This window comes from Streptomyces sp. NPDC090025 (genome assembly GCF_044748125.1).
In the GTDB taxonomy this organism is placed as follows: Bacteria; Actinomycetota; Actinomycetes; order Streptomycetales; family Streptomycetaceae; genus Streptomyces.
This window is the reverse complement of sequence record NZ_JBIVFL010000008.1, coordinates 50,821-68,453: the sequence shown is the minus strand read 5'-3', so window position 1 is coordinate 68,453 and position 17,633 is coordinate 50,821. Positions and strand designations below refer to the sequence as shown.

The following is a 17,633-nucleotide window of genomic DNA, read 5'->3' as shown; positions in this document are numbered from 1 at the left end:
GCCGCCCTAGCCTGGAGGCATGGCAACCGGCCGCACCACACGCGACGCCGACCCGGGGCTCTTCGGCCCCGGATCCGTCACCTGGCAGCTGCACGCCGACCCGGTCATGTGGATCGGCGGGGTCCGCGCCCTGTACCTGCAGGCGCTGCACCCCGTCGCCGTGCGCGGGGTCATGATCAACAGCGGTTTCCAGGAGGACGCCTGGGGCCGTCTGATGCGCACCGCGAGCTTCGTCGGCACCCTCACCTACGGGACCACCGACGCCGCCGAGGCGGCCGGCGCCCGGGTCCGCAAGATCCACCGGCTGCTCGGCGTCGACGACCCGGAGCTGCTGCTCTGGGTGCACTGCGCCGCCGTCGACTCGTACCTCCATGTGCTGCGCCGCTCCGGCGTCCCGCTGACCGACGCCCTGGCCGACCGCTACGTCGACGAACAGCGCGTCTCCGCCCGGCTCGTCGGCCTCGACCCCGCCGGGGTCCCCGACAGCACCGCGGCCCTCGCCCGCTACTTCACCGACATCGGACCCCGGCTCGCGGGCGGCGCCGACGCCCTGACCGTCTTCGACTTCCTCCGCGAGCCCCCCGTACCGCCCGTGCTGCGGCCTGCGCGCGAGCTGGTCTGGCGGCGCGTCGCCACCCTCGCGTACGACACGCTGCCCGACCACGCCCACCGGCTGTACGGGCGTCCCGCGCCGCCCGCCGCCACCGTCACCCGGCGACTGTCCGCCACCACCGGACTGCTCCGGCGGATCCCCGGCAGACTGCGCTGGCGCGTGCCACCTGGGCACATCCCGCGCGCGATGGACCGGCTCGGCCCGGACAGCCGCCCCGCGCCGTTCAGTCTGTCGGTCCGGGCCGCCATACTGGACGCGCCGGAGCGGGAGCGGCACCACCACGGGGCACACGGGGGCGACAGCACGACATGGCGGACACCGACACCAGGCTGATCCAGGGCCGGTACCGGCTGCACGAGGTGATCGGCCGCGGTGGCATGGGCGAGGTGTGGCGGGCCACCGACGAATCGCTCGGCCGCCGCGTCGCGGTCAAATGCCTCCGGCCGCTCGGCCAGCAGCGCGACCCGGCCAATCTCGCCGTGCTCCGCGAGCGGTTCCGGCGCGAGGCGCGGGTCGCCGCCGCGCTCCAGCACCGCGGCATCACCGTGGTCCACGACTTCGGCGACTCCGACGGCGTGCTCTTCCTCGTCATGGAACTCCTCGAAGGCCGCAACCTCAGCCAGCTGCTCACCGACAACCGCAAGCGCCCGCTGCCCGTCGACGAGGTCGTCGACATCGCCGAACAGGTCGCCGACGCCCTCGCCTACACCCACCGCCAGGGCGTGGTGCACCGCGACCTCAAGCCCGCGAACATCGTGCGGCTCGGCGAAGGCACCGTGAAGATCTGCGACTTCGGAATAGCGCGTCTCGGCGCCGACATCGGCTTCACCTCCCGCCTCACCGGCACCGGCATCGCCATGGGCACCCCGCACTACATGAGCCCGGAACAGATCGGCGGCACCGAGGTCGACCACCGCAGCGACCTCTACTCGCTGGGCTGCGTGCTGTACGAGATCGCCACCGGCGTCCCCCCGTTCGACCTGGAGGACACCTGGGCCATCCTCATCGGCCACCGCGACACCGTGCCCGCCCCGCTGCGCACCCTGCGCGCCGAACTCCCCGGCTATCTCGACCTGCTGGTCCTCGACCTGCTCGCCAAGACCCCGGACGCCCGGCCCGCCGACGCCGCCGAACTGCGCCACCGGCTCGCCTCGGGCCGCACCAGCGGCGCCTGGCCGCTGCTCCCGCCCGCCCCGCCCGCGCTGCCCGGCTGGGCCCGCGGCATCGGCCGCGGCCGGCCCGCCGTCTCCACCCTCGCGGGCCGCCCGGTGGCCTTCGAGGGCACCCCGGGCCACGATCCGGCGCACGAACCCGCCTACCCGTCCGCGCCGTACGCGCACCACGGCACGCACGGCAGCCACGCCGCCGACACCACCGCGCACGCCACCGGCCACGCGCCCGCGTACGACCCGGCCGCCGCGCCCTCCGCCCTGCTGACCCTCGCCTGGACCGGACCCGCGGCCGCCGGAGCCACCGCCCCGACGGCCCACGGCGCCGGACCCACGACCGGTGCCCCCACCGGGGACGAGCCGCGCCGCGAACTGGTCGCGATCCTCGCCGGACGGCACCGGGCCGGGCTCGGCCTCGGCCGCCTCGGCCGCTGGCAGGAGGCCGCCGACCTGCTCCGTACCGTCGTACGGGACCGGGACCACGTCCTCGGCACCGACCACCCCGACACCCTCGCCAGCGGCTACGAACTCGGCTTCGCCCTCACCCGGCTCGGACTGCCCGCCGAGGCGCTGCGGCAGTACGGCCTGGTGGCCGAGGGCCGGGCCCGCACCCTCGGCGCCGACCACCCCGACACCCTCGCCGCCCGCCAGGAGACCGGGTACGCGCTCGGCGGCCTCGGCCGGCACGCCGAGGCGTGCGTGGTGTACGAGCAGGTGCTCGCCGTCCGCGAGCGCACCATCGGCCCCGACCACCCGGACACCCTGCGCTGCCGCCACAACCTGGCCTTCACGCTCGGCCGGGTCGGCCGGGTCGCCGAGGCGTACGCCACCGCCCGCGAGGTCACCGACGCCCGCAGTCGCCTGCTCGGCCCCGACCACCCCGACACCCTCACCACCCGCCACGAGGTCGGCCAGGCGCTCGGCCGGCTCGGCCGCTGGTCCGACGCGCTCACCCAGTACCGGCAGGTCGCCGACGCCCGCGCGGGCGTCCTCGGCGCCGACCATCCGGACACCCTCGCCGCCCGCTACGAGACCGGCATCTGCCTCGGCCGGCTCGGCCGCGCCGAGGAGGCGGGCACCCTCTACCGCGCCCTTGTCGACGCCCGGACCAGGACCTCGGGGGCGGACGACCCCGAGACCCTGCGCGCCCGGCACGGACTCGGCGTCAACCTCGGCCGGCTCGGCCGCTGGGAAGAGGCCCTGACCGAGGCCCGCGCGGTGCGCGCCGCCCGGGTCAGGGTGCTCGGCGCCGACCACCCCGACACCCTGGCCAGCCGCCGCGAGGCCGCCATCGCGCTGGGCTGGCTGGGCCGTTGGCACGAGGCGCTCGCCGAGCACCAGGAGCTGACCGAGACCCGCACCCGGCTCTTCGGACCCGACCACCCCGCCACCCGCGCGGCCCGCGCCGACGAGACCCACTGCCGGGAGCGGCTGGCGGGCGGCGCGCGCTGACCCGCGCCCCGCCGCACCTCGCCCGCCACACACTGCCCGCCGCACACTGCCCACACCGTCCGCCCCGGCCCGTACGCCCTCTGGTGGCGGTGCCGGTCAGGTGTTAGCAAGAGCCATGACCGCACCCACGCCCGCAGCCGCCCCCGTACCCGCGCCCGGTCCTGGCCCCGCACCCGGCCCGGATTCCCCGGCCGCGCCGCAGGGCTCGTACGACGCCGTCATCGTCGGCGGCGGCCACAACGGACTCGTCGCCGCCGCCTACCTCGCCCGCGCGGGCCGCCGGGTCCTCCTCCTCGAACGGCTCGGGCACACCGGCGGCGCCGCCGTCTCCACCAGCCCCTTCGCCGGGGTCGACGTACGGCTCTCGCGCTACTCCTACCTGGTCTCGCTGCTCCCCGACACGATCGTGAAGGACCTCGGACTGCGCTTCGCCGTCCGCAAGCGGTCCATCTCCTCGTACACCCCGTACGCCACCGCGCACGGCGGCTCAGGACTCCTGGTCGGCGGCGGCCAGGACCGCACCCGGGCCTCGTTCGCCGCGCTGACCGGCTCCGACCGCGAGTACGACGCCTGGCGGGAGTTCTACGGGCGCACCGCGCGGGCCGCCCGGCGGATCTTCCCCACGCTCACCGGGCCGCTGCCGACCCGGGCGCGGCTGCGGGCGCTGGTGGACGACGACGAGACCTGGGAGATGCTGGTCGAGCAGCCCATCGGGGCCGCCGTGGAGAAGTGGTTCGCCGACGACCTGGTGCGCGGAGTGGTCCTCACCGACGCCCTGATCGGCACCTTCGCCGACGCCCACGACCCCGGCCTGGCGCAGAACCGCTGCTTCCTCTACCACGTGATCGGCGGCGGCACCGGCGACTGGGACGTGCCCGTCGGCGGCATGGGCGCGCTCACCACCGCACTCGCCGAGGCGGCCAGGGCCGCCGGGGCGACCCTGCTGACCGGCCACGAGGTCACCCGGATCGAGACCGACGGCACCCGCCCCGAGGTCACCTGGCGCACGACGGACGGTGAGGGCGTGGTCGGCGCCCGGCACGTCCTCGTCAACGCCTCCCCGCAGGCGCTCGCCGGCCTCCTCGGCGAAACCCCCGCCACGCCGCGGGAGGCGGTCGTCGAGGGCTCCCAGCTCAAGGTGAACATGGTGCTCACCCGGCTGCCCCGGCTCCGCGACCGCTCCGTCGACCCGCGCGAGGCGTTCTCCGGCACCTTCCACATCGCCGAGGGGTACGGGCAGCTCGCCACCGCCTACGCCGAGGCGGCCGCCGGACGGCTGCCCACCGCCCCGCCCGCCGAGATCTACTGCCACACCCTCACCGACCCGAGCATCCTCGGCCCCGAGGCCGCCGCCCGCGGCTACCAGACGCTCACCCTTTTCGGTCTCCACGCGCCCGCGCGGCTGTTCACCGCCGACCCTGAAGGCAGCCGGGACGCCCTGCTGCGGGCCACCCTCGACCAGCTCGACGCCGTGCTCGACGAGCCGATCACCGACTGTCTGGCCCGCGACGCCGACGGCCGGCCCTGCGTCGAGGCGAAGTCCCCGCTCGACCTGGAACGCGAACTGCGGCTGCCCGGCGGCCACATCTTCCACCGGGACCTCTCCTTCCCGTTCGGCGAGGACACCCCCGACCGCGCGGACCGCGCCGACCGTCCGGACCGCTGGGGCGTGTCCACCGGACGGCCCAACGTCCTGCTCTGCGGTGCGGGCGCCGTGCGCGGCGGCGGGGTGAGCGGGGTACCCGGCCACAACGCGGCCATGTCGGTGCTCGACGGAACGGCGGGTTGACGCCGAAGCCGCCCCGGCCAGCGGCGTGAAGCTGATCTATGAGGGCGGTTAAGAAATCCTCGATGGACCGCGGGCCCGACGTGCGGGAGATTTCATTCAGGGATCTTGGGCGTTTCACCGTGCCAGGACCCGGGACATCACAGGACGCGTACGTCGGGAGCCGTGACATTGAAGGCGCTGGTCAAGCAGAAGGCGGAGCCGGGACTCTGGCTCACGGACGTGCCCGAGCCGCAGGCGGGCCCCGGTGACGTACTGATCAAGGTCAAGCGGACCGGGATCTGCGGCACCGACCTGCACATCCGCTCGTGGGACGGCTGGGCGCAGAAGACCATCGCCACCCCGCTGACCCTCGGCCACGAGTTCGTCGGCGAGGTCGTCGAGACCGGCCGCGACGTCGCCGACATCGCCGTCGGCGACCTGGTCAGCGGCGAGGGCCACCTGGTCTGCGGCAAGTGCCGCAACTGCCTGGCCGGCCGCCGCCACCTGTGCCGCGCCACCGTCGGCCTCGGCGTCGGCCGCGACGGCGCGTTCGCCGAGTACGTGGTGCTGCCCGCCGCCAACGTCTGGGTGCACCGGGTGCCGGTCGACCTCGACGTCGCCGCGATCTTCGACCCGTTCGGCAACGCGGTGCACACCGCGCTCTCCTTCCCGCTGGTCGGCGAGGACGTGCTGGTCACCGGCGCGGGCCCGATCGGCATCATGGCCGCCGCCGTCGCCAAGCACGCCGGCGCCCGCCACGTCGTCGTCACCGACGTCAGCGAGGAGCGCCTGGAGCTGGCCCGCAAGACCGGCGTCTCGCTCGCGCTGAACGTCGCGGAGAGCAGCATCGCCGAGGGCCAGCGCACCCTCGGCCTCAAGGAGGGCTTCGACGTCGGTCTGGAGATGTCGGGCAACCCGCACGCCATGCGCGACATGATCGCCAACATGACCAACGGCGGAAAGATCGCCATGCTCGGCCTGCCGAGCGAGGACTTCGCCGTCGACTGGGCGAAGATCGTCACCTCGATGATCACCATCAAGGGCATCTACGGCCGCGAGATGTTCGAGACCTGGTACGCGATGTCGGTGCTCCTGGAGGGCGGCCTCGACCTGTCCCCGGTGATCACCGGACGCTACGCGTACACCGACTTCGAGGCGGCCTTCGACGACGCCGCGTCCGGCAAGGGCGGCAAGGTCATCCTCGACTGGACGACCGTCTGACCGGGTCGGCCACCGCACCGCCGCCCCTCCCGACCGTACGTACGCACTCCTCAGGAGCCCTCACCATGTTCGACTCCGTACGCGACGACATCCGCGCCACCCTCGAAGAGATCCGCCAGGCCGGGCTGCACAAGCCCGAGCGGGTCATCGGCACCCCCCAGTCCGCGACCGTCGAGGTCACCTCCGGCGGCCGTCCCGGCGAGGTGCTGAACTTCTGCGCCAACAACTACCTCGGCCTCGCCGACCACCCCGACGTGGTCGCCGCCGCCCACGCGGCCCTCGACCGCTGGGGCTACGGCATGGCCTCGGTGCGCTTCATCTGCGGCACCCAGGAGGTCCACAAGGAGCTGGAGGGACGCCTGTCCCGGTTCCTCGGCCAGGAGGACACGATCCTCTACTCCTCCTGCTTCGACGCCAACGGCGGCGTCTTCGAGACCCTGCTCGGCCCCGAGGACGCGGTCATCTCCGACGCCCTCAACCACGCCTCCATCATCGACGGCATCCGGCTCTCCAAGGCCCGCCGCTTCCGCTACGCCAACCGCGACATGGCCGACCTGGATCAGCAGCTCAAGGAGGCCGCCGAGGGCGGCGCCCGGCGCAAGCTGATCGTCACCGACGGCGTCTTCTCGATGGACGGCTACGTCGCCCCGCTCGACGAGATCTGCGACCTGGCCGAGCGCTACGACGCCATGGTCATGGTCGACGACTCGCACGCCGTCGGCTTCGTCGGCCCCGGCGGCCGCGGCACCCCCGAGCTGCACGGCGTGATGGACCGCGTCGACATCATCACCGGCACCCTCGGCAAGGCCCTCGGCGGCGCCTCCGGCGGCTATGTCGCGGCCCGCGCCGAGATCGTCGCGCTGCTGCGCCAGCGGTCCCGCCCGTACCTCTTCTCCAACACCCTCGCCCCGGTGATCGCCGCCGCCTCCCTCAAGGTCCTCGACCTCCTGGAGTCCGCCGGTGACCTGCGCGAGCAGCTGCGCGCCAACACCGCGCTGTTCCGCCGCCGGATGACCGAGGAGGGCTTCGACATCCTCGCCGGCGACCACGCCATCGCCCCGGTGATGATCGGTGACGCCTCCGAGGCGGGCCGCATGGCGGAGCTGCTCCTGGAGCGCGGGGTGTACGTGATCGGGTTCTCCTACCCGGTGGTGCCGCAGGGCCAGGCCCGCATCCGGGTGCAGCTGTCCGCCGCGCATTCGTCGGATGATGTGAACCGGGCTGTGGACGCGTTCGTCGACGCGCGCGCCGCCCTGCGAAACTAGGGGCATGATCGAAGCGCGGCGGCTGCACATCCTCCGGGCGGTGGCCGACCACCGTACCGTCACGGCGGCTGCCGCCGCGCTCTATCTCACCCCCTCCGCGGTCTCCCAGCAGCTCGCGGCACTGGAGCAGGAGACCGGCCACCGGCTCGTCGAGCGCGGCGCGCGGGGCGCCCGCCTCACCCCGGCCGGGGAGATCCTGCTCAGCCACGCCAACGCGGTCCTCGCCCAGCTGGAGCGGGCCGAGGCGGAGCTCGCCGCGTACGGCTCCGGTGACGCCGGTACGGTCACGGTCGCGGCCTTCGCCACCGGCATCGGCCTGGTGGTGGCCCCCGCGATCGGCGCGCTCGCCCGCAGCGCGCCCGGCATCCGGGTCCGCGTCCAGGACGCCGAGGGCGACGAGAGCCTGCTGATGGTCCTGGACCGGCAGGTCGACGTGGCGGTGGCCGTCGAGTACCGGGGCGCGCCGGGCGCGGACGACGCCCGCCTCACCCGGGTCCCGCTGTACGCGGAGCCGTTCGACGCCGTCCTGCCGCTCGACCACGCGCTCGCCGCGCGCGAGCGGACCGCGCTCGCCGACCTCGCCAAGGACCCCTGGATCGGCCAGTCCACCGGCAATCCCTGCCTCGACGTGACCGTCCTGGCCTGCGAGTACGCGGGCTTCGCCCCCCGCTTCGAGCACGCGTCCGACGACTTCCGCGCCGTCGTCGCCCTCGCCGCCGCCGGGGCGGGCGTCGCCCTGGTGCCCCGCTCGGCTCTGCGGGGAACCGACCTCACCGGCGTCGTCGTCCACCCCGTCGACGGTGTCGCCCCCACCCGCCGCGTGTTCGCCGCCGTCCGCCGGGGCGCCGCCGACCACCCTCTGATCCGCCCGGTCCTGGAAGCCCTCCGGGAGGCGGCGACCCCGAGCGGAACGGAGCCGGCGGGGCGATGAGACCGGCGGACACGGACGAGCTCCGGTCCCGCCGGGTCAGTCCGCCGACGCCGTCCACCCTCGCGCCTCGATCCGCGCGCGGTCCCCGGGCCTGGACTCGTCGAACAACACACCCGCCCGCCCGTCCAGGACCCGCAGCTCGGTGACGTAGACGCCACGGCCCCGACGGCGGCCGTCCGTCGTGCACCGCCAGCGGAGCCGGAGCGGGGTGGCGGACCAGCGGGTGAGGTCGGCGCTGAGGGTGTGCCAGGTGCGGCCGGACCAGCCGGTGAGGGTGGCGTCCGGGTGGTTCCGCGGTGATGCCGGGCGGGCCGTGGTGGTGAAGGGGACCGGGGTCCAGGCGTCGTCACCGGCCGCCTCGGCACGGGCCTCCAGGACGGCCGCGTCGGCTGCCTCGGTGTCCCACCAGACCGCGCAGCCCAGCCGGGCCGCGCCGGTCGGCGCGGGCAGCGCCAGGGTGGCGGTGGTGGCGTCGGACATCCCGGAGAACCAGGCGGTACGGCCCCGGGGCGGGCGCACCGGCACCGCCCGGGCGAGCGCGTCGGCCGTCGCCTCCCGGGGCGCCGAGCCGGAGCGCCAGGTCCGCACCGGATGGACGGAGTTGCCGAGCACGATCAGGAAGGAGTCGGTGCTGGGGTCGAGCACCAGGCTGGTGCCGGTGAAGCCGGTGTGGCCCGCGCTGTGCGGGGTCGCCATCGCGCCCATGTACCAGCGCTGGTCCAGCTCGAAGCCGAGCCCGTGCGCGTCGCCGGGGAACGCGGTGTTGAAGTCGGTGAACATCAGCTCCACCGACGCGGGGGAGAGGATCCGGGCCTCGCCGTACGCCCCGCCGTTCAGCAGGGTGCGGGCGAGCACCGCCAGGTCCCAGGCGTCGGCGAACACCCCGGCGTGCCCGGCGACCCCGCCCATCCCGTACGCGTTCTCGTCGTGCACCTCGCCCCGCACCATGCCGCGGTCGAGTCCCGACCACGGCGGCCGGGCGTCCTCGGTCGCGGCGATGCCGGGACGCCACGAGAGCGGGGGATTGAAACGTGTGCGGTGCATCCCGAGCGGAGCGGTGATCTCGTTCCGGAGCAGCGCATCGAGTCCGTGACCGGTGATCTCCTCCAGGATCAGTTGCAGCGTGATCAGGTTCAGGTCGGAGTACCGGTAGACCGTGCCCGGCCGGTGCGTGGGCACCTCGTCCCACAGCCGCCGCAGCCTGCCCTCCCGGGTCGGCTCCTCGTACAGCGGGATCCAGGACCGCAGCCCCGAGGTGTGGGTGAGCAGCTGACGGACCGTGATCTCCCGCTTGTAACCGGCACCGGCACCACCATCAGCACCGCCGCCTTGCCCGAACTCCGGCAGGTAGTCGACCACCGGCCGCTCCAGGACCAGCCGCCCGCGCTCGATCTGCTGCACCGCGAGGATCGACGTGAACAGCTTCGACACCGACGCCAGATCGAAGACGGTGTCCTCGCGCATTGGGACCTGCCGGTCGGCGGGCAGCTCGACCCCGGTGCCGGTCTTCTCGTCGTACGCGGAGTAGCGCACCGCCATGCCGATCGGCCGGTGCAGCGCCACCGTCCCGCCGCGCCCGGCGAGCAGCACCGCCCCCGCGTACCAGGGGTGGGCGGGGGCGGGGCGCAGGAACGACTCCGCCTCGGCGACAAGGCGGTCCAGGTGCGCGGGAAGCAGTCCGGCCCGCTCGGCCGAGCCGCGCCGCAGCGTGGTCCGCCGCGCGGGACCGAACCGCGGTCCGCCGGAGGCGCCACCCCCGGACCCCGCCGCGCCCGGCACCGCCGCCCGCCCGTCACCCGACGCACCGGTCGCACCCCGCCCGGCCGACGCCGCCGCGCCCGGCACCGTACCGCTCATCAGCACGCCTCCCAGGGCGATGACCCCGCCGCCGAACGCGCGGCGGCCCGGACCGTCCGTCCCGTCCCACCCTTCCTCAGACCGGGCCGGAAGGAAACTCGGCGAAGAATCTGACACTGCATCAGAAAATCTCTTCCCTCGGTACGGCGGCTGCGGCATCCTGCCGCCCATGCAGACGGAGCTGAGTCGCACCCTGGGGATCGAGCACGCCATCTTCGGCTTCACGCCCTTCCCCGCGGTGGCCGCCGCCATCACCAGAGCCGGCGGGTTCGGCGTCCTCGGCGCCGTGCGCTACACCGCCCCCGACGACCTCGCCCGCGACCTCGACTGGATGCAGGAGCACACCGACGGGCTGCCCTACGGCCTCGACGTGGTGATGCCCGCGAAGAAGGTCGACGGGGTCTCCGAGGCCGACGTCGAGGCCATGATCCCGGCCGAGCACCGCGAGTTCGTCCGGGCCACCCTCGCCAAGCACGGCGTCCCCGAACTCGCCGAGGGCGAGGCGTCCGGCTGGCGCATCACCGGCTGGATGGAGCAGGTCGCCCGCGGCCAGCTCGACGTCGCCTTCGACTACCCGATCAAACTCCTCGCCAACGCCCTCGGCTCACCGCCCGCCGACGTCGTCGCCCGCGCCCACGACCACGGCGTCCTCGTCGCCGCCCTCGCGGGCAGCGCCCGGCACGCCCGGCACCACGCCGACGCGGGCATCGACGTCGTCGTCGCCCAGGGCTACGAGGCCGGCGGCCACACCGGCGAGATCGCCTCCATGGTGCTCACCCCCGAGGTCGTCGAGGCGGTCGCCCCGCTGCCCGTGCTCGCCGCGGGCGGCATCGGCAGCGGCGAGCAGATCGCCGCCGGGCTCGCCCTCGGCGCCCAGGGCGTCTGGCTCGGCTCGCTCTGGCTCACCACCACCGAGGCCGAGCTGCACTCCCGGGCGCTGACCGCCAAGCTGCTCGCCGCCGGTTCCGGCGACACCGTCCGCTCCCGCGCCCTGACCGGCAAGCCCGCCCGCCAGCTGCGCACCGAGTGGACCGACGCCTGGGACGACCCGGCGGGCCCCGGCCCGCTGCCGATGCCGCTGCAAGGTCTGCTCGTCGCCGAGGCGGTCTCCCGGATCCAGAAGTACGAGGTCGCCCCGCTGCTCGGCACCCCGGTCGGCCAGATCGTCGGCCGGATGAACTCCGAGCGCAGCGTCCAGCAGGTCTTCGACGAGCTCACCCGCGGCTTCGAGCAGGCCGTCGACCGCATCAACCGCATCGCCGGAAGGAGCTCCCATGAGTGACAGCCCCAACGGCTTCTGGGCCCAGGCCGCCGCCGAACCCGACCGGATCGTGATCACCGCTCCGGACGGTGAGCAGTGGTCCGCCGGACGCCTGCACGCCGCCGTCAACCAGCTGGTCCACGGACTGCGCGCGGCCGGACTCCAGCGCGGCGACTCCTTCGCCGTCGTCCTGCCCAACGGCATCGAGTTCTTCACCGCCTATCTCGCCGCCGCCCAAGCCGGGTTCTACCTCGTCCCGGTCAACCACCACCTGGTCGGCCCCGAGATCGCCTGGATCGTCGCCGACTCCGGCGCCAAGGTGCTCATCGCCCACGAACGGTTCGCCGAGGCCGCGTCGGCCGCCGCGGACGAGGCAGGGCTGCCCGCGAGCCACCGGCACGCCGTGGGCGCGATCCCCGGCTTCCGCCCGTACACCGCGCTCCTCGAAGGGCAGCCCGGCACCCCGCCCGACGACCGCACCCTCGGCTGGGTGATGAACTACACCTCCGGCACCACCGGCCGCCCGCGCGGCATCCGCCGCCCGCTGCCCGGCAAGGCCCCGGAGGAGACCTACCTCGGCGGCTTCCTCGGCATCTTCGGCATCAGGCCGTTCGACGGCAACGTCCATCTGGTCTGCTCGCCGCTCTACCACACCGCCGTGCTCCAGTTCGCGGGCGCCGCCCTGCACATCGGCCACCCCGTCGTCCTGATGGACAAGTGGACGCCCGAGGAGATGCTGCGGCTCATCGACGCCCACCGCTGCACCCACACCCATATGGTGCCCACCCAGTTCCACCGGCTGCTCGCGCTCCCGCAGGAGACCAAGGACCGCTACGACGTGTCCGCGATGCGGCACGCCATCCACGGCGCCGCGCCCTGCCCCGACCATGTCAAGCGGGCCATGATCGAGTGGTGGGGGACCTGCGTCGAGGAGTACTACGCGGCCAGCGAGGGCGGCGGCGCCTTCGCCACCGCCGAGGACTGGCTGAAGAAGCCCGGCACCGTCGGCCGCGCCTGGCCGATCAGCGAACTCGCCGTCTTCGACGACGACGGCGAGCGGCTCGGCCCCGGCGAACTCGGCACCGTCTACCTGAAGATGAACACCGGCGGCTTCCGCTACCACAAGGACGACGCCAAGACCGACTCCAGCCGGATCGGCGACTTCTTCACGGTCGGCGACCTCGGGGTGCTCGACGAGGACGGCTATCTCTTCCTCCGCGACCGCAAGATCGACATGATCATCTCCGGCGGCGTCAACATCTACCCCGCCGAGATCGAGTCCGAACTCCTCGCCCATCCGGCCGTCGCCGACGCCGCCGCCTTCGGCATCCCGCACGCCGACTGGGGCGAGGAGGTCAAGGCCGTCGTCGAGGCCGCCGAGGGGTACGAGCCGGGGCCCGAACTCGCCGCCGCGATCCTCGCCCACTGCGAGCGCCGTCTCGCCGGGTACAAGCGCCCCAAGTCCGTCGACTTCATCGACCACATGCCCCGCGACCCCAACGGCAAGCTCTACAAGCGGCGGCTGCGCGACCCGTACTGGGAGGGCCGCGACCGGCAGCTCTGACCCGGCGGGCCACGGACGCCCGACCCGACGCGGCGGCAACCCGCCTGACCCCGACTCGAACTGACGCCCTATCATTTCTGTGCCTCGCGGCGAGCGGAAGGCATTCCTCCCCTTTGTGGCAGGATTCAGGGCATGAGTTCGAGTTCCGCAGCCCTGACACGACAATGGACCACCTGGGGCCCGGTGGTCGCCGCCGTAGGTCTCGCCGCGGGCTGGGGGCGGGACCTACCGGGCTTCGCCGTCGCGCTCATCACGGTGCTGCTCTTCGCCGCCGTCCTCGCCGCGGTCCACCACGCCGAGGTCGTCGCGCACCGGGTCGGCGAACCCTACGGCTCGCTCGTCCTCGCCGTCGCCGTCACCGTCATCGAGGTCGGCCTGATCGTCACCCTGATGGCGGGCGGCGGTGAGAAGACCGCCACCTACGCGCGGGACACCGTCTTCGCCGCCGTCATGATCACCTGCAACGGCATCGTCGGCCTGTCCCTGCTGGTCGGCGCGCTGCGCAACCGGGTCGCCGTCTTCAACGCCGAGGGCTCCGGCGGCGCCCTCGCCACCGTCTGCACCCTCGCGACCATGACCCTGGTCCTGCCGACGTTCACCACCAGTCACCCCGGACCCGAGTTCTCCACCGCGCAGCTCGCCTTCGCCGCCGTCGCCTCGCTCTGTCTGTACGGCGTGTTCGTCGCCGTCCAGACCGTCCGGCACCGCGACTACTTCCTGCCGGTGCCGCGCCCGCGCCCCGACGGCAAGGAGTCCGAGGACGAGCACGCCGACCCGCCGACCTCCCGCGAGACCTGGTTCAGCCTCGGTCTGCTCGTCGTCGCGCTCGTCGCCGTCGTCGGCCTCGCCAAGCTGGTCTCGCCCACCATCGAGGACGGCGTCGAGTCCGCCGGGCTGCCCAAGGCCGTCGTCGGTGTGGTCATCGCCCTGATGGTGCTGCTCCCCGAGACCCTGGCCGCCGTCCGCGCGGCCCGCCGGGACCGGATGCAGACCAGCATGAACCTCGCGTACGGCTCCGCCATCGCCTCCATCGGCCTCACCATCCCGGCCATCGCGCTGGCCTCCATCTGGCTCGAAGGACCGCTGGTGCTCGGCCTCGGCCCGCTGCACATGGTGCTGCTCGTGCTCACCGGCGCGGTGAGCGCCCTGACCGTGGTGCCGGGCCGCGCCACGCTCCTCCAGGGCGGCGTCCACCTCTCGATCTTCGCCGCCTTCGTGTTCCTGTCGTTCAGCCCCTGACCGGACGGGGGCCGCGCCTCGACGGCGCCCGGGGCGACGGCCGCCCCGGGCGCCGTGCTACTTGACCCGGCGTCCGGGGCGCCCGAGGATCTGCGGTCATGGAACGAGCCCTGCTCACCCGCACCGTCGACGGCGTGCTCCGCGCGAGCGCCGAGCGCGTCCCCGGGCGCACCGCCGTCCGCTACGGCGACCGCGCCTGGACGTACGCCGCACTGGACGCCGCCGTCACGGCGGCCACCGCCCTGCTGCGCGACCCGGAGCGGGGCGCCGGTCTCGCCGCGGGCGACCGGGTGGCGACGTACGCCCACAACTCCGACGCCTATCTGATCGCCTTCCTGGCCTGCGCCCGCGCGGACCTGGTGCACGTGCCGGTCAACCACCATCTGACCGGCGACGACCTGGACTATCTGCTCCGCCAGTCCGGCAGCGCGCTCGTGCTCGCCGACCCGGCGCTCGCCGACCGGGTGCCGGACGACATCCCGGTACGCGCGCTCCGCGACACCGAGGACTCGTTCCTCGCCCGGCTCACCGCCGCCGACGCGGCGACCGCGGCCACCGCGCCCGGGCCCGGCCCGTACGACCCCGACCGTCCCGGCCGTGACCCCGGCGCCCTCGTCCAGCTGCTCTACACCTCCGGCACCACCGCCCTGCCCAAGGGCGCGATGATGACCCACCGGGCCCTGGTCCACGAGTACGCGAGCGCCATCGACGCGCTCGACCTCGGCGAGGACGACCGGCCGGTGCACTCGCTGCCGCTCTACCACTCCGCGCAGACCCATGTGTTCCTGCTGCCCTACCTCGCGGTCGGCGCCGAGAACACCATCGTCGACGGACCCGACCCGGCGGTCCTCTTCGACCTGATCGGATCCGGCCGCTGCGACAGCCTGTTCGCGCCGCCCACCGTGTGGATCGGGCTCGCCCAGCACCCCGAGTTCGCCACCCGTGACCTGACCGCACTGCGCAAGGCGTACTACGGCGCCTCGATCATGCCGGTCCCGGTCCTCGAAGGACTGCGCGCCCGGCTGCCGGGACTCGGCTTCTACAACTGCTTCGGGCAGTCCGAGATCGGCCCGCTCGCCACCGTGCTCGGCCCCGACGAGCACGACGGCCGGCTCGACTCCTGCGGCCGGCCCGTCCGGCACGTCGAGGCCCGGATCACCGACGAGCACGGCAAGGACGTGCCGGACGGCACCCCGGGCGAAGTCGTCTACCGGTCACCGCAGTTGTGCACCGGCTACTGGGAGAAGCCGGAGGAGACCGCACACGCCTTCCGCGACGGCTGGTTCCGCTCCGGCGACCTCGCGGTCCGGGACGCCGAGGGCTACTTCACGGTCGTCGACCGGGTGAAGGACGTCATCAACTCCGGGGGAGTGCTGGTCGCTTCCCGGCAGGTCGAGGACGTCCTCTACACCCATCCGGCCGTCGCCGAGACCGCCGTCGTCGGTCTGCCCGACCCGCGCTGGATCGAGGCCGTCACCGCCTTCGTGGTGACCAGGGCCGAGGTCACCGAGACCGAACTCCTCGCACACGCACGGCAGAAGCTGGCCCACTTCAAGGCCCCCAAGCGGATCGTGCTGGTCGACGCGCTGCCCCGCAACGCCTCCGGGAAGATCCTCAAGCGGGAGCTGCGCGACCGGTTCGCCGCCGCCGCGAGCGACGCCGGTGCCGGTGCCGGTGCCGACGCCCGCACGGACGTCAGCGGGCCTCCCGCAGGTCCACGATCCGCTTGATCTTGCCGACCGAGCGCTCCAGGGTCTCCGGATCCACCACCTCCACCGCCACCGACACCCCGATGCCGTCCTTGACCCCCGCCGCGATCGCCCGGGCCGCCGCCGCGCGCTGCTCGGGCGTCGCCTCCGGGCGGGCCTCGGCCCGCACCGTGAGCGCGTCCAGCCGGCCCTCCTTCGTCAGCCGGAGCTGGAAGTGCGGGGCCACGCCCGGGGTGCGCAGCACGATCTCCTCGACCTGGGTCGGGAACAGGTTCACCCCGCGCAGGATCACCATGTCGTCGCTGCGGCCGGTCACCTTCGCCATCCGCCGGAACACCCGCGCGGTGCCCGGCAGCAGCCGGGTCAGGTCGCGGGTGCGGTAGCGGATCACCGGCATGGCCTCCTTGGTGAGGGAGGTGAACACCAGCTCGCCCTCCGCGCCGTCGGGCAGCACCTCGCCGGTGACCGGGTCGACGATCTCCGGATAGAAGTGGTCCTCCCAGATGTGCAGCCCGTCCTTGGTCTCCACACACTCCTGTGCCACGCCGGGGCCCATCACCTCGGAGAGCCCGTAGATGTCGACGGCGTCGAGCGCGAACCTCTCCTCGATCTCCCGGCGCATCTCCTCGGTCCACGGCTCGGCGCCGAAGATCCCCACCTTCAGGCTGGTGGCGCGCGGGTCGACGCCCTGCCGCTCGAACTCGTCGAGCAGCGTGAGCATGTACGAGGGCGTCACCATGATGATCTCGGGCCGGAAGTCCTGGATCAGCTGCACCTGGCGGGCGGTCATGCCGCCGGACGCCGGGATCACCGTACAGCCGAGCCGCTCGGCGCCGTAGTGCGCGCCGAGGCCGCCGGTGAACAGGCCGTAGCCGTACGCCACATGGACCTTGTGGCCGGGCCGCCCGCCCGCCGCGCGGATCGAGCGGGCCACCACGTCCGCCCAGGTGTCCAGGTCCCGCTGGGTGTAGCCGACCACGGTGGGCCGCCCGGTGGTGCCGCTGGAGGCGTGGATCCGGCGGATCTCGGACTGCTCGACGGCGAACATCCCGAACGGGTAGTGGTCGCGCAGATCGCTCTTGGCGGTGAACGGGAAACGGGCCAGATCGGCGAGCGAGCGGCAGTCCTCCGGCCGGACCCCGGCCTTGTCGAACGCCTCGCGGTAGAACGGCACCCGGTCGTAGGCGTGCCGCAGCGTCGCCCGCAGCCGCTCCAGCTGGAGGGCCGCCAGCTCCTCGCGCCCGAGCCGCTCGCCCGCGTCCAGCAGTTCCGTCATCCGCCCGCTCCCTCGCCTCGCGCCGTCCGGTGACCAGCCTCGTACCGCCCTGCGGACCGCCCCGCGTACCGTCCCGCAAAACGGGCGACCGATCATTCGGTAGATCCTTGCGGGCCCAGTAAAACCGGCCGCCCCCGGGCCTTGGCAAGAGGTCGGGGCGGGTTTTCTCGTCCGTGCGCCCCTCTCGTACGCCCGCCCGAGCGGTGGCGCGCTCCCGCCGCCCGACGAAGATCACACCATCGGGTGCGATTGCGCCCCGGGGGGCGCGAACGGTGCTCGGCGGGGGAAAGGGGACCTGAAGATGATGC

At 73.8% G+C, this 17,633-nt stretch carries 12 protein-coding genes; 10 read left to right on the top strand and 2 right to left on the bottom strand.

The window, feature by feature from the left end:
• Positions 1–19: 19 nt before the first annotated feature.
• The 6 genes from ACIPXM_RS19925 to ACIPXM_RS19900 all read left to right on the top strand — a co-directional run bounded on the left by ACIPXM_RS19925 (position 20) and on the right by ACIPXM_RS19900 (position 8,419).
• Complete coding sequence (locus tag ACIPXM_RS19925) at positions 20–946, top strand: oxygenase MpaB family protein (protein ID WP_401657071.1); 927 nt, start codon at positions 20–22, stop codon at positions 944–946.
• Positions 922–3,234, top strand: a complete 2,313-nt coding sequence (locus ACIPXM_RS19920; RefSeq protein ID WP_401657069.1) for a tetratricopeptide repeat protein — start codon at positions 922–924, stop codon at positions 3,232–3,234. Before ACIPXM_RS19925 ends, ACIPXM_RS19920 begins: the two co-directional genes overlap by 25 nt.
• Positions 3,235–3,349: 115 nt before the next feature.
• Complete coding sequence (locus ACIPXM_RS19915) at positions 3,350–5,023, top strand: phytoene desaturase family protein (RefSeq protein WP_401657067.1); 1,674 nt, start codon at positions 3,350–3,352, stop codon at positions 5,021–5,023.
• Positions 5,024–5,191: 168 nt separating this feature from the next.
• Complete coding sequence (gene tdh, locus ACIPXM_RS19910) at positions 5,192–6,223, top strand: L-threonine 3-dehydrogenase (RefSeq protein ID WP_401657416.1); 1,032 nt, start codon at positions 5,192–5,194, stop codon at positions 6,221–6,223.
• Positions 6,224–6,288: 65 nt separating this feature from the next.
• Complete coding sequence (locus tag ACIPXM_RS19905; protein ID WP_401657065.1) at positions 6,289–7,488, top strand: glycine C-acetyltransferase; 1,200 nt, start codon at positions 6,289–6,291, stop codon at positions 7,486–7,488.
• Between the two features lie 4 nt (positions 7,489–7,492).
• Complete coding sequence (locus ACIPXM_RS19900; RefSeq protein ID WP_401657063.1) at positions 7,493–8,419, top strand: LysR family transcriptional regulator; 927 nt, start codon at positions 7,493–7,495, stop codon at positions 8,417–8,419.
• A gap of 36 nt (positions 8,420–8,455) precedes the next feature.
• On the opposite strand, the gene ACIPXM_RS19895 is transcribed toward ACIPXM_RS19900, so the two are convergent.
• Entirely contained in the window at positions 8,456–10,276 is a 1,821-nt protein-coding gene (locus ACIPXM_RS19895; RefSeq protein ID WP_401657061.1) for a serine hydrolase, read from the bottom strand.
• A gap of 169 nt (positions 10,277–10,445) precedes the next feature.
• Here ACIPXM_RS19895 and ACIPXM_RS19890 point away from each other — a divergent pair, with 169 nt between their 5' ends.
• The 4 genes from ACIPXM_RS19890 (at position 10,446) to ACIPXM_RS19875 (ending at position 16,070) form a co-directional block, all read left to right on the top strand.
• Positions 10,446–11,558, top strand: coding sequence for an NAD(P)H-dependent flavin oxidoreductase (locus tag ACIPXM_RS19890; RefSeq protein WP_401657059.1), 1,113 nt, complete (start codon positions 10,446–10,448; stop codon positions 11,556–11,558).
• On the top strand, positions 11,551–13,101 hold the full coding sequence (locus ACIPXM_RS19885; protein WP_401657057.1) for an acyl-CoA synthetase: 1,551 nt from the start codon (positions 11,551–11,553) through the stop codon (positions 13,099–13,101). Before ACIPXM_RS19890 ends, ACIPXM_RS19885 begins: the two co-directional genes overlap by 8 nt.
• A gap of 132 nt (positions 13,102–13,233) precedes the next feature.
• A complete protein-coding gene (locus ACIPXM_RS19880) occupies positions 13,234–14,340 on the top strand; it encodes a calcium:proton antiporter (protein ID WP_401657055.1) in 1,107 nt (368 codons plus the stop codon).
• A gap of 98 nt (positions 14,341–14,438) precedes the next feature.
• On the top strand, positions 14,439–16,070 hold the full coding sequence (locus tag ACIPXM_RS19875; protein ID WP_401657053.1) for a fatty acyl-CoA synthetase: 1,632 nt from the start codon (positions 14,439–14,441) through the stop codon (positions 16,068–16,070).
• On the opposite strand, the gene paaK is transcribed toward ACIPXM_RS19875, so the two are convergent.
• The gene (gene paaK / locus ACIPXM_RS19870) at positions 16,036–17,325 is read right to left on the bottom strand and encodes a phenylacetate--CoA ligase PaaK (RefSeq protein WP_401657051.1); all 1,290 of its coding nucleotides are present in this window, start codon (positions 17,323–17,325) and stop codon (positions 16,036–16,038) included. The two genes, ACIPXM_RS19875 and paaK, sit on opposite strands and share 35 nt — an antisense overlap.
• Between the last annotated feature and the right edge of the window lie 308 nt (positions 17,326–17,633).

What these genes read in the sequence shown, in the direction of transcription:
- ACIPXM_RS19925 (WP_401657071.1), top strand. Translation starts at nt 20, where the DNA reads ATGGCAACCGGCCGCACCACACGCGACGCCGACCCGGGGCTCTTCGGC.
- ACIPXM_RS19920 (WP_401657069.1), top strand. Translation starts at nt 922, where the DNA reads ATGGCGGACACCGACACCAGGCTGATCCAGGGCCGGTACCGGCTGCAC.
- ACIPXM_RS19915 (WP_401657067.1), top strand. Translation starts at nt 3,350, where the DNA reads ATGACCGCACCCACGCCCGCAGCCGCCCCCGTACCCGCGCCCGGTCCT.
- ACIPXM_RS19905 (WP_401657065.1), top strand. Translation starts at nt 6,289, where the DNA reads ATGTTCGACTCCGTACGCGACGACATCCGCGCCACCCTCGAAGAGATC.
- ACIPXM_RS19900 (WP_401657063.1), top strand. Translation starts at nt 7,493, where the DNA reads ATGATCGAAGCGCGGCGGCTGCACATCCTCCGGGCGGTGGCCGACCAC.
- ACIPXM_RS19895 (WP_401657061.1), bottom strand. Translation starts at nt 10,276, where the DNA reads ATGAGCGGTACGGTGCCGGGCGCGGCGGCGTCGGCCGGGCGGGGTGCG.
- ACIPXM_RS19890 (WP_401657059.1), top strand. Translation starts at nt 10,446, where the DNA reads ATGCAGACGGAGCTGAGTCGCACCCTGGGGATCGAGCACGCCATCTTC.
- ACIPXM_RS19885 (WP_401657057.1), top strand. Translation starts at nt 11,551, where the DNA reads ATGAGTGACAGCCCCAACGGCTTCTGGGCCCAGGCCGCCGCCGAACCC.
- ACIPXM_RS19880 (WP_401657055.1), top strand. Translation starts at nt 13,234, where the DNA reads ATGAGTTCGAGTTCCGCAGCCCTGACACGACAATGGACCACCTGGGGC.
- ACIPXM_RS19875 (WP_401657053.1), top strand. Translation starts at nt 14,439, where the DNA reads ATGGAACGAGCCCTGCTCACCCGCACCGTCGACGGCGTGCTCCGCGCG.
- paaK (WP_401657051.1), bottom strand. Translation starts at nt 17,325, where the DNA reads ATGACGGAACTGCTGGACGCGGGCGAGCGGCTCGGGCGCGAGGAGCTG.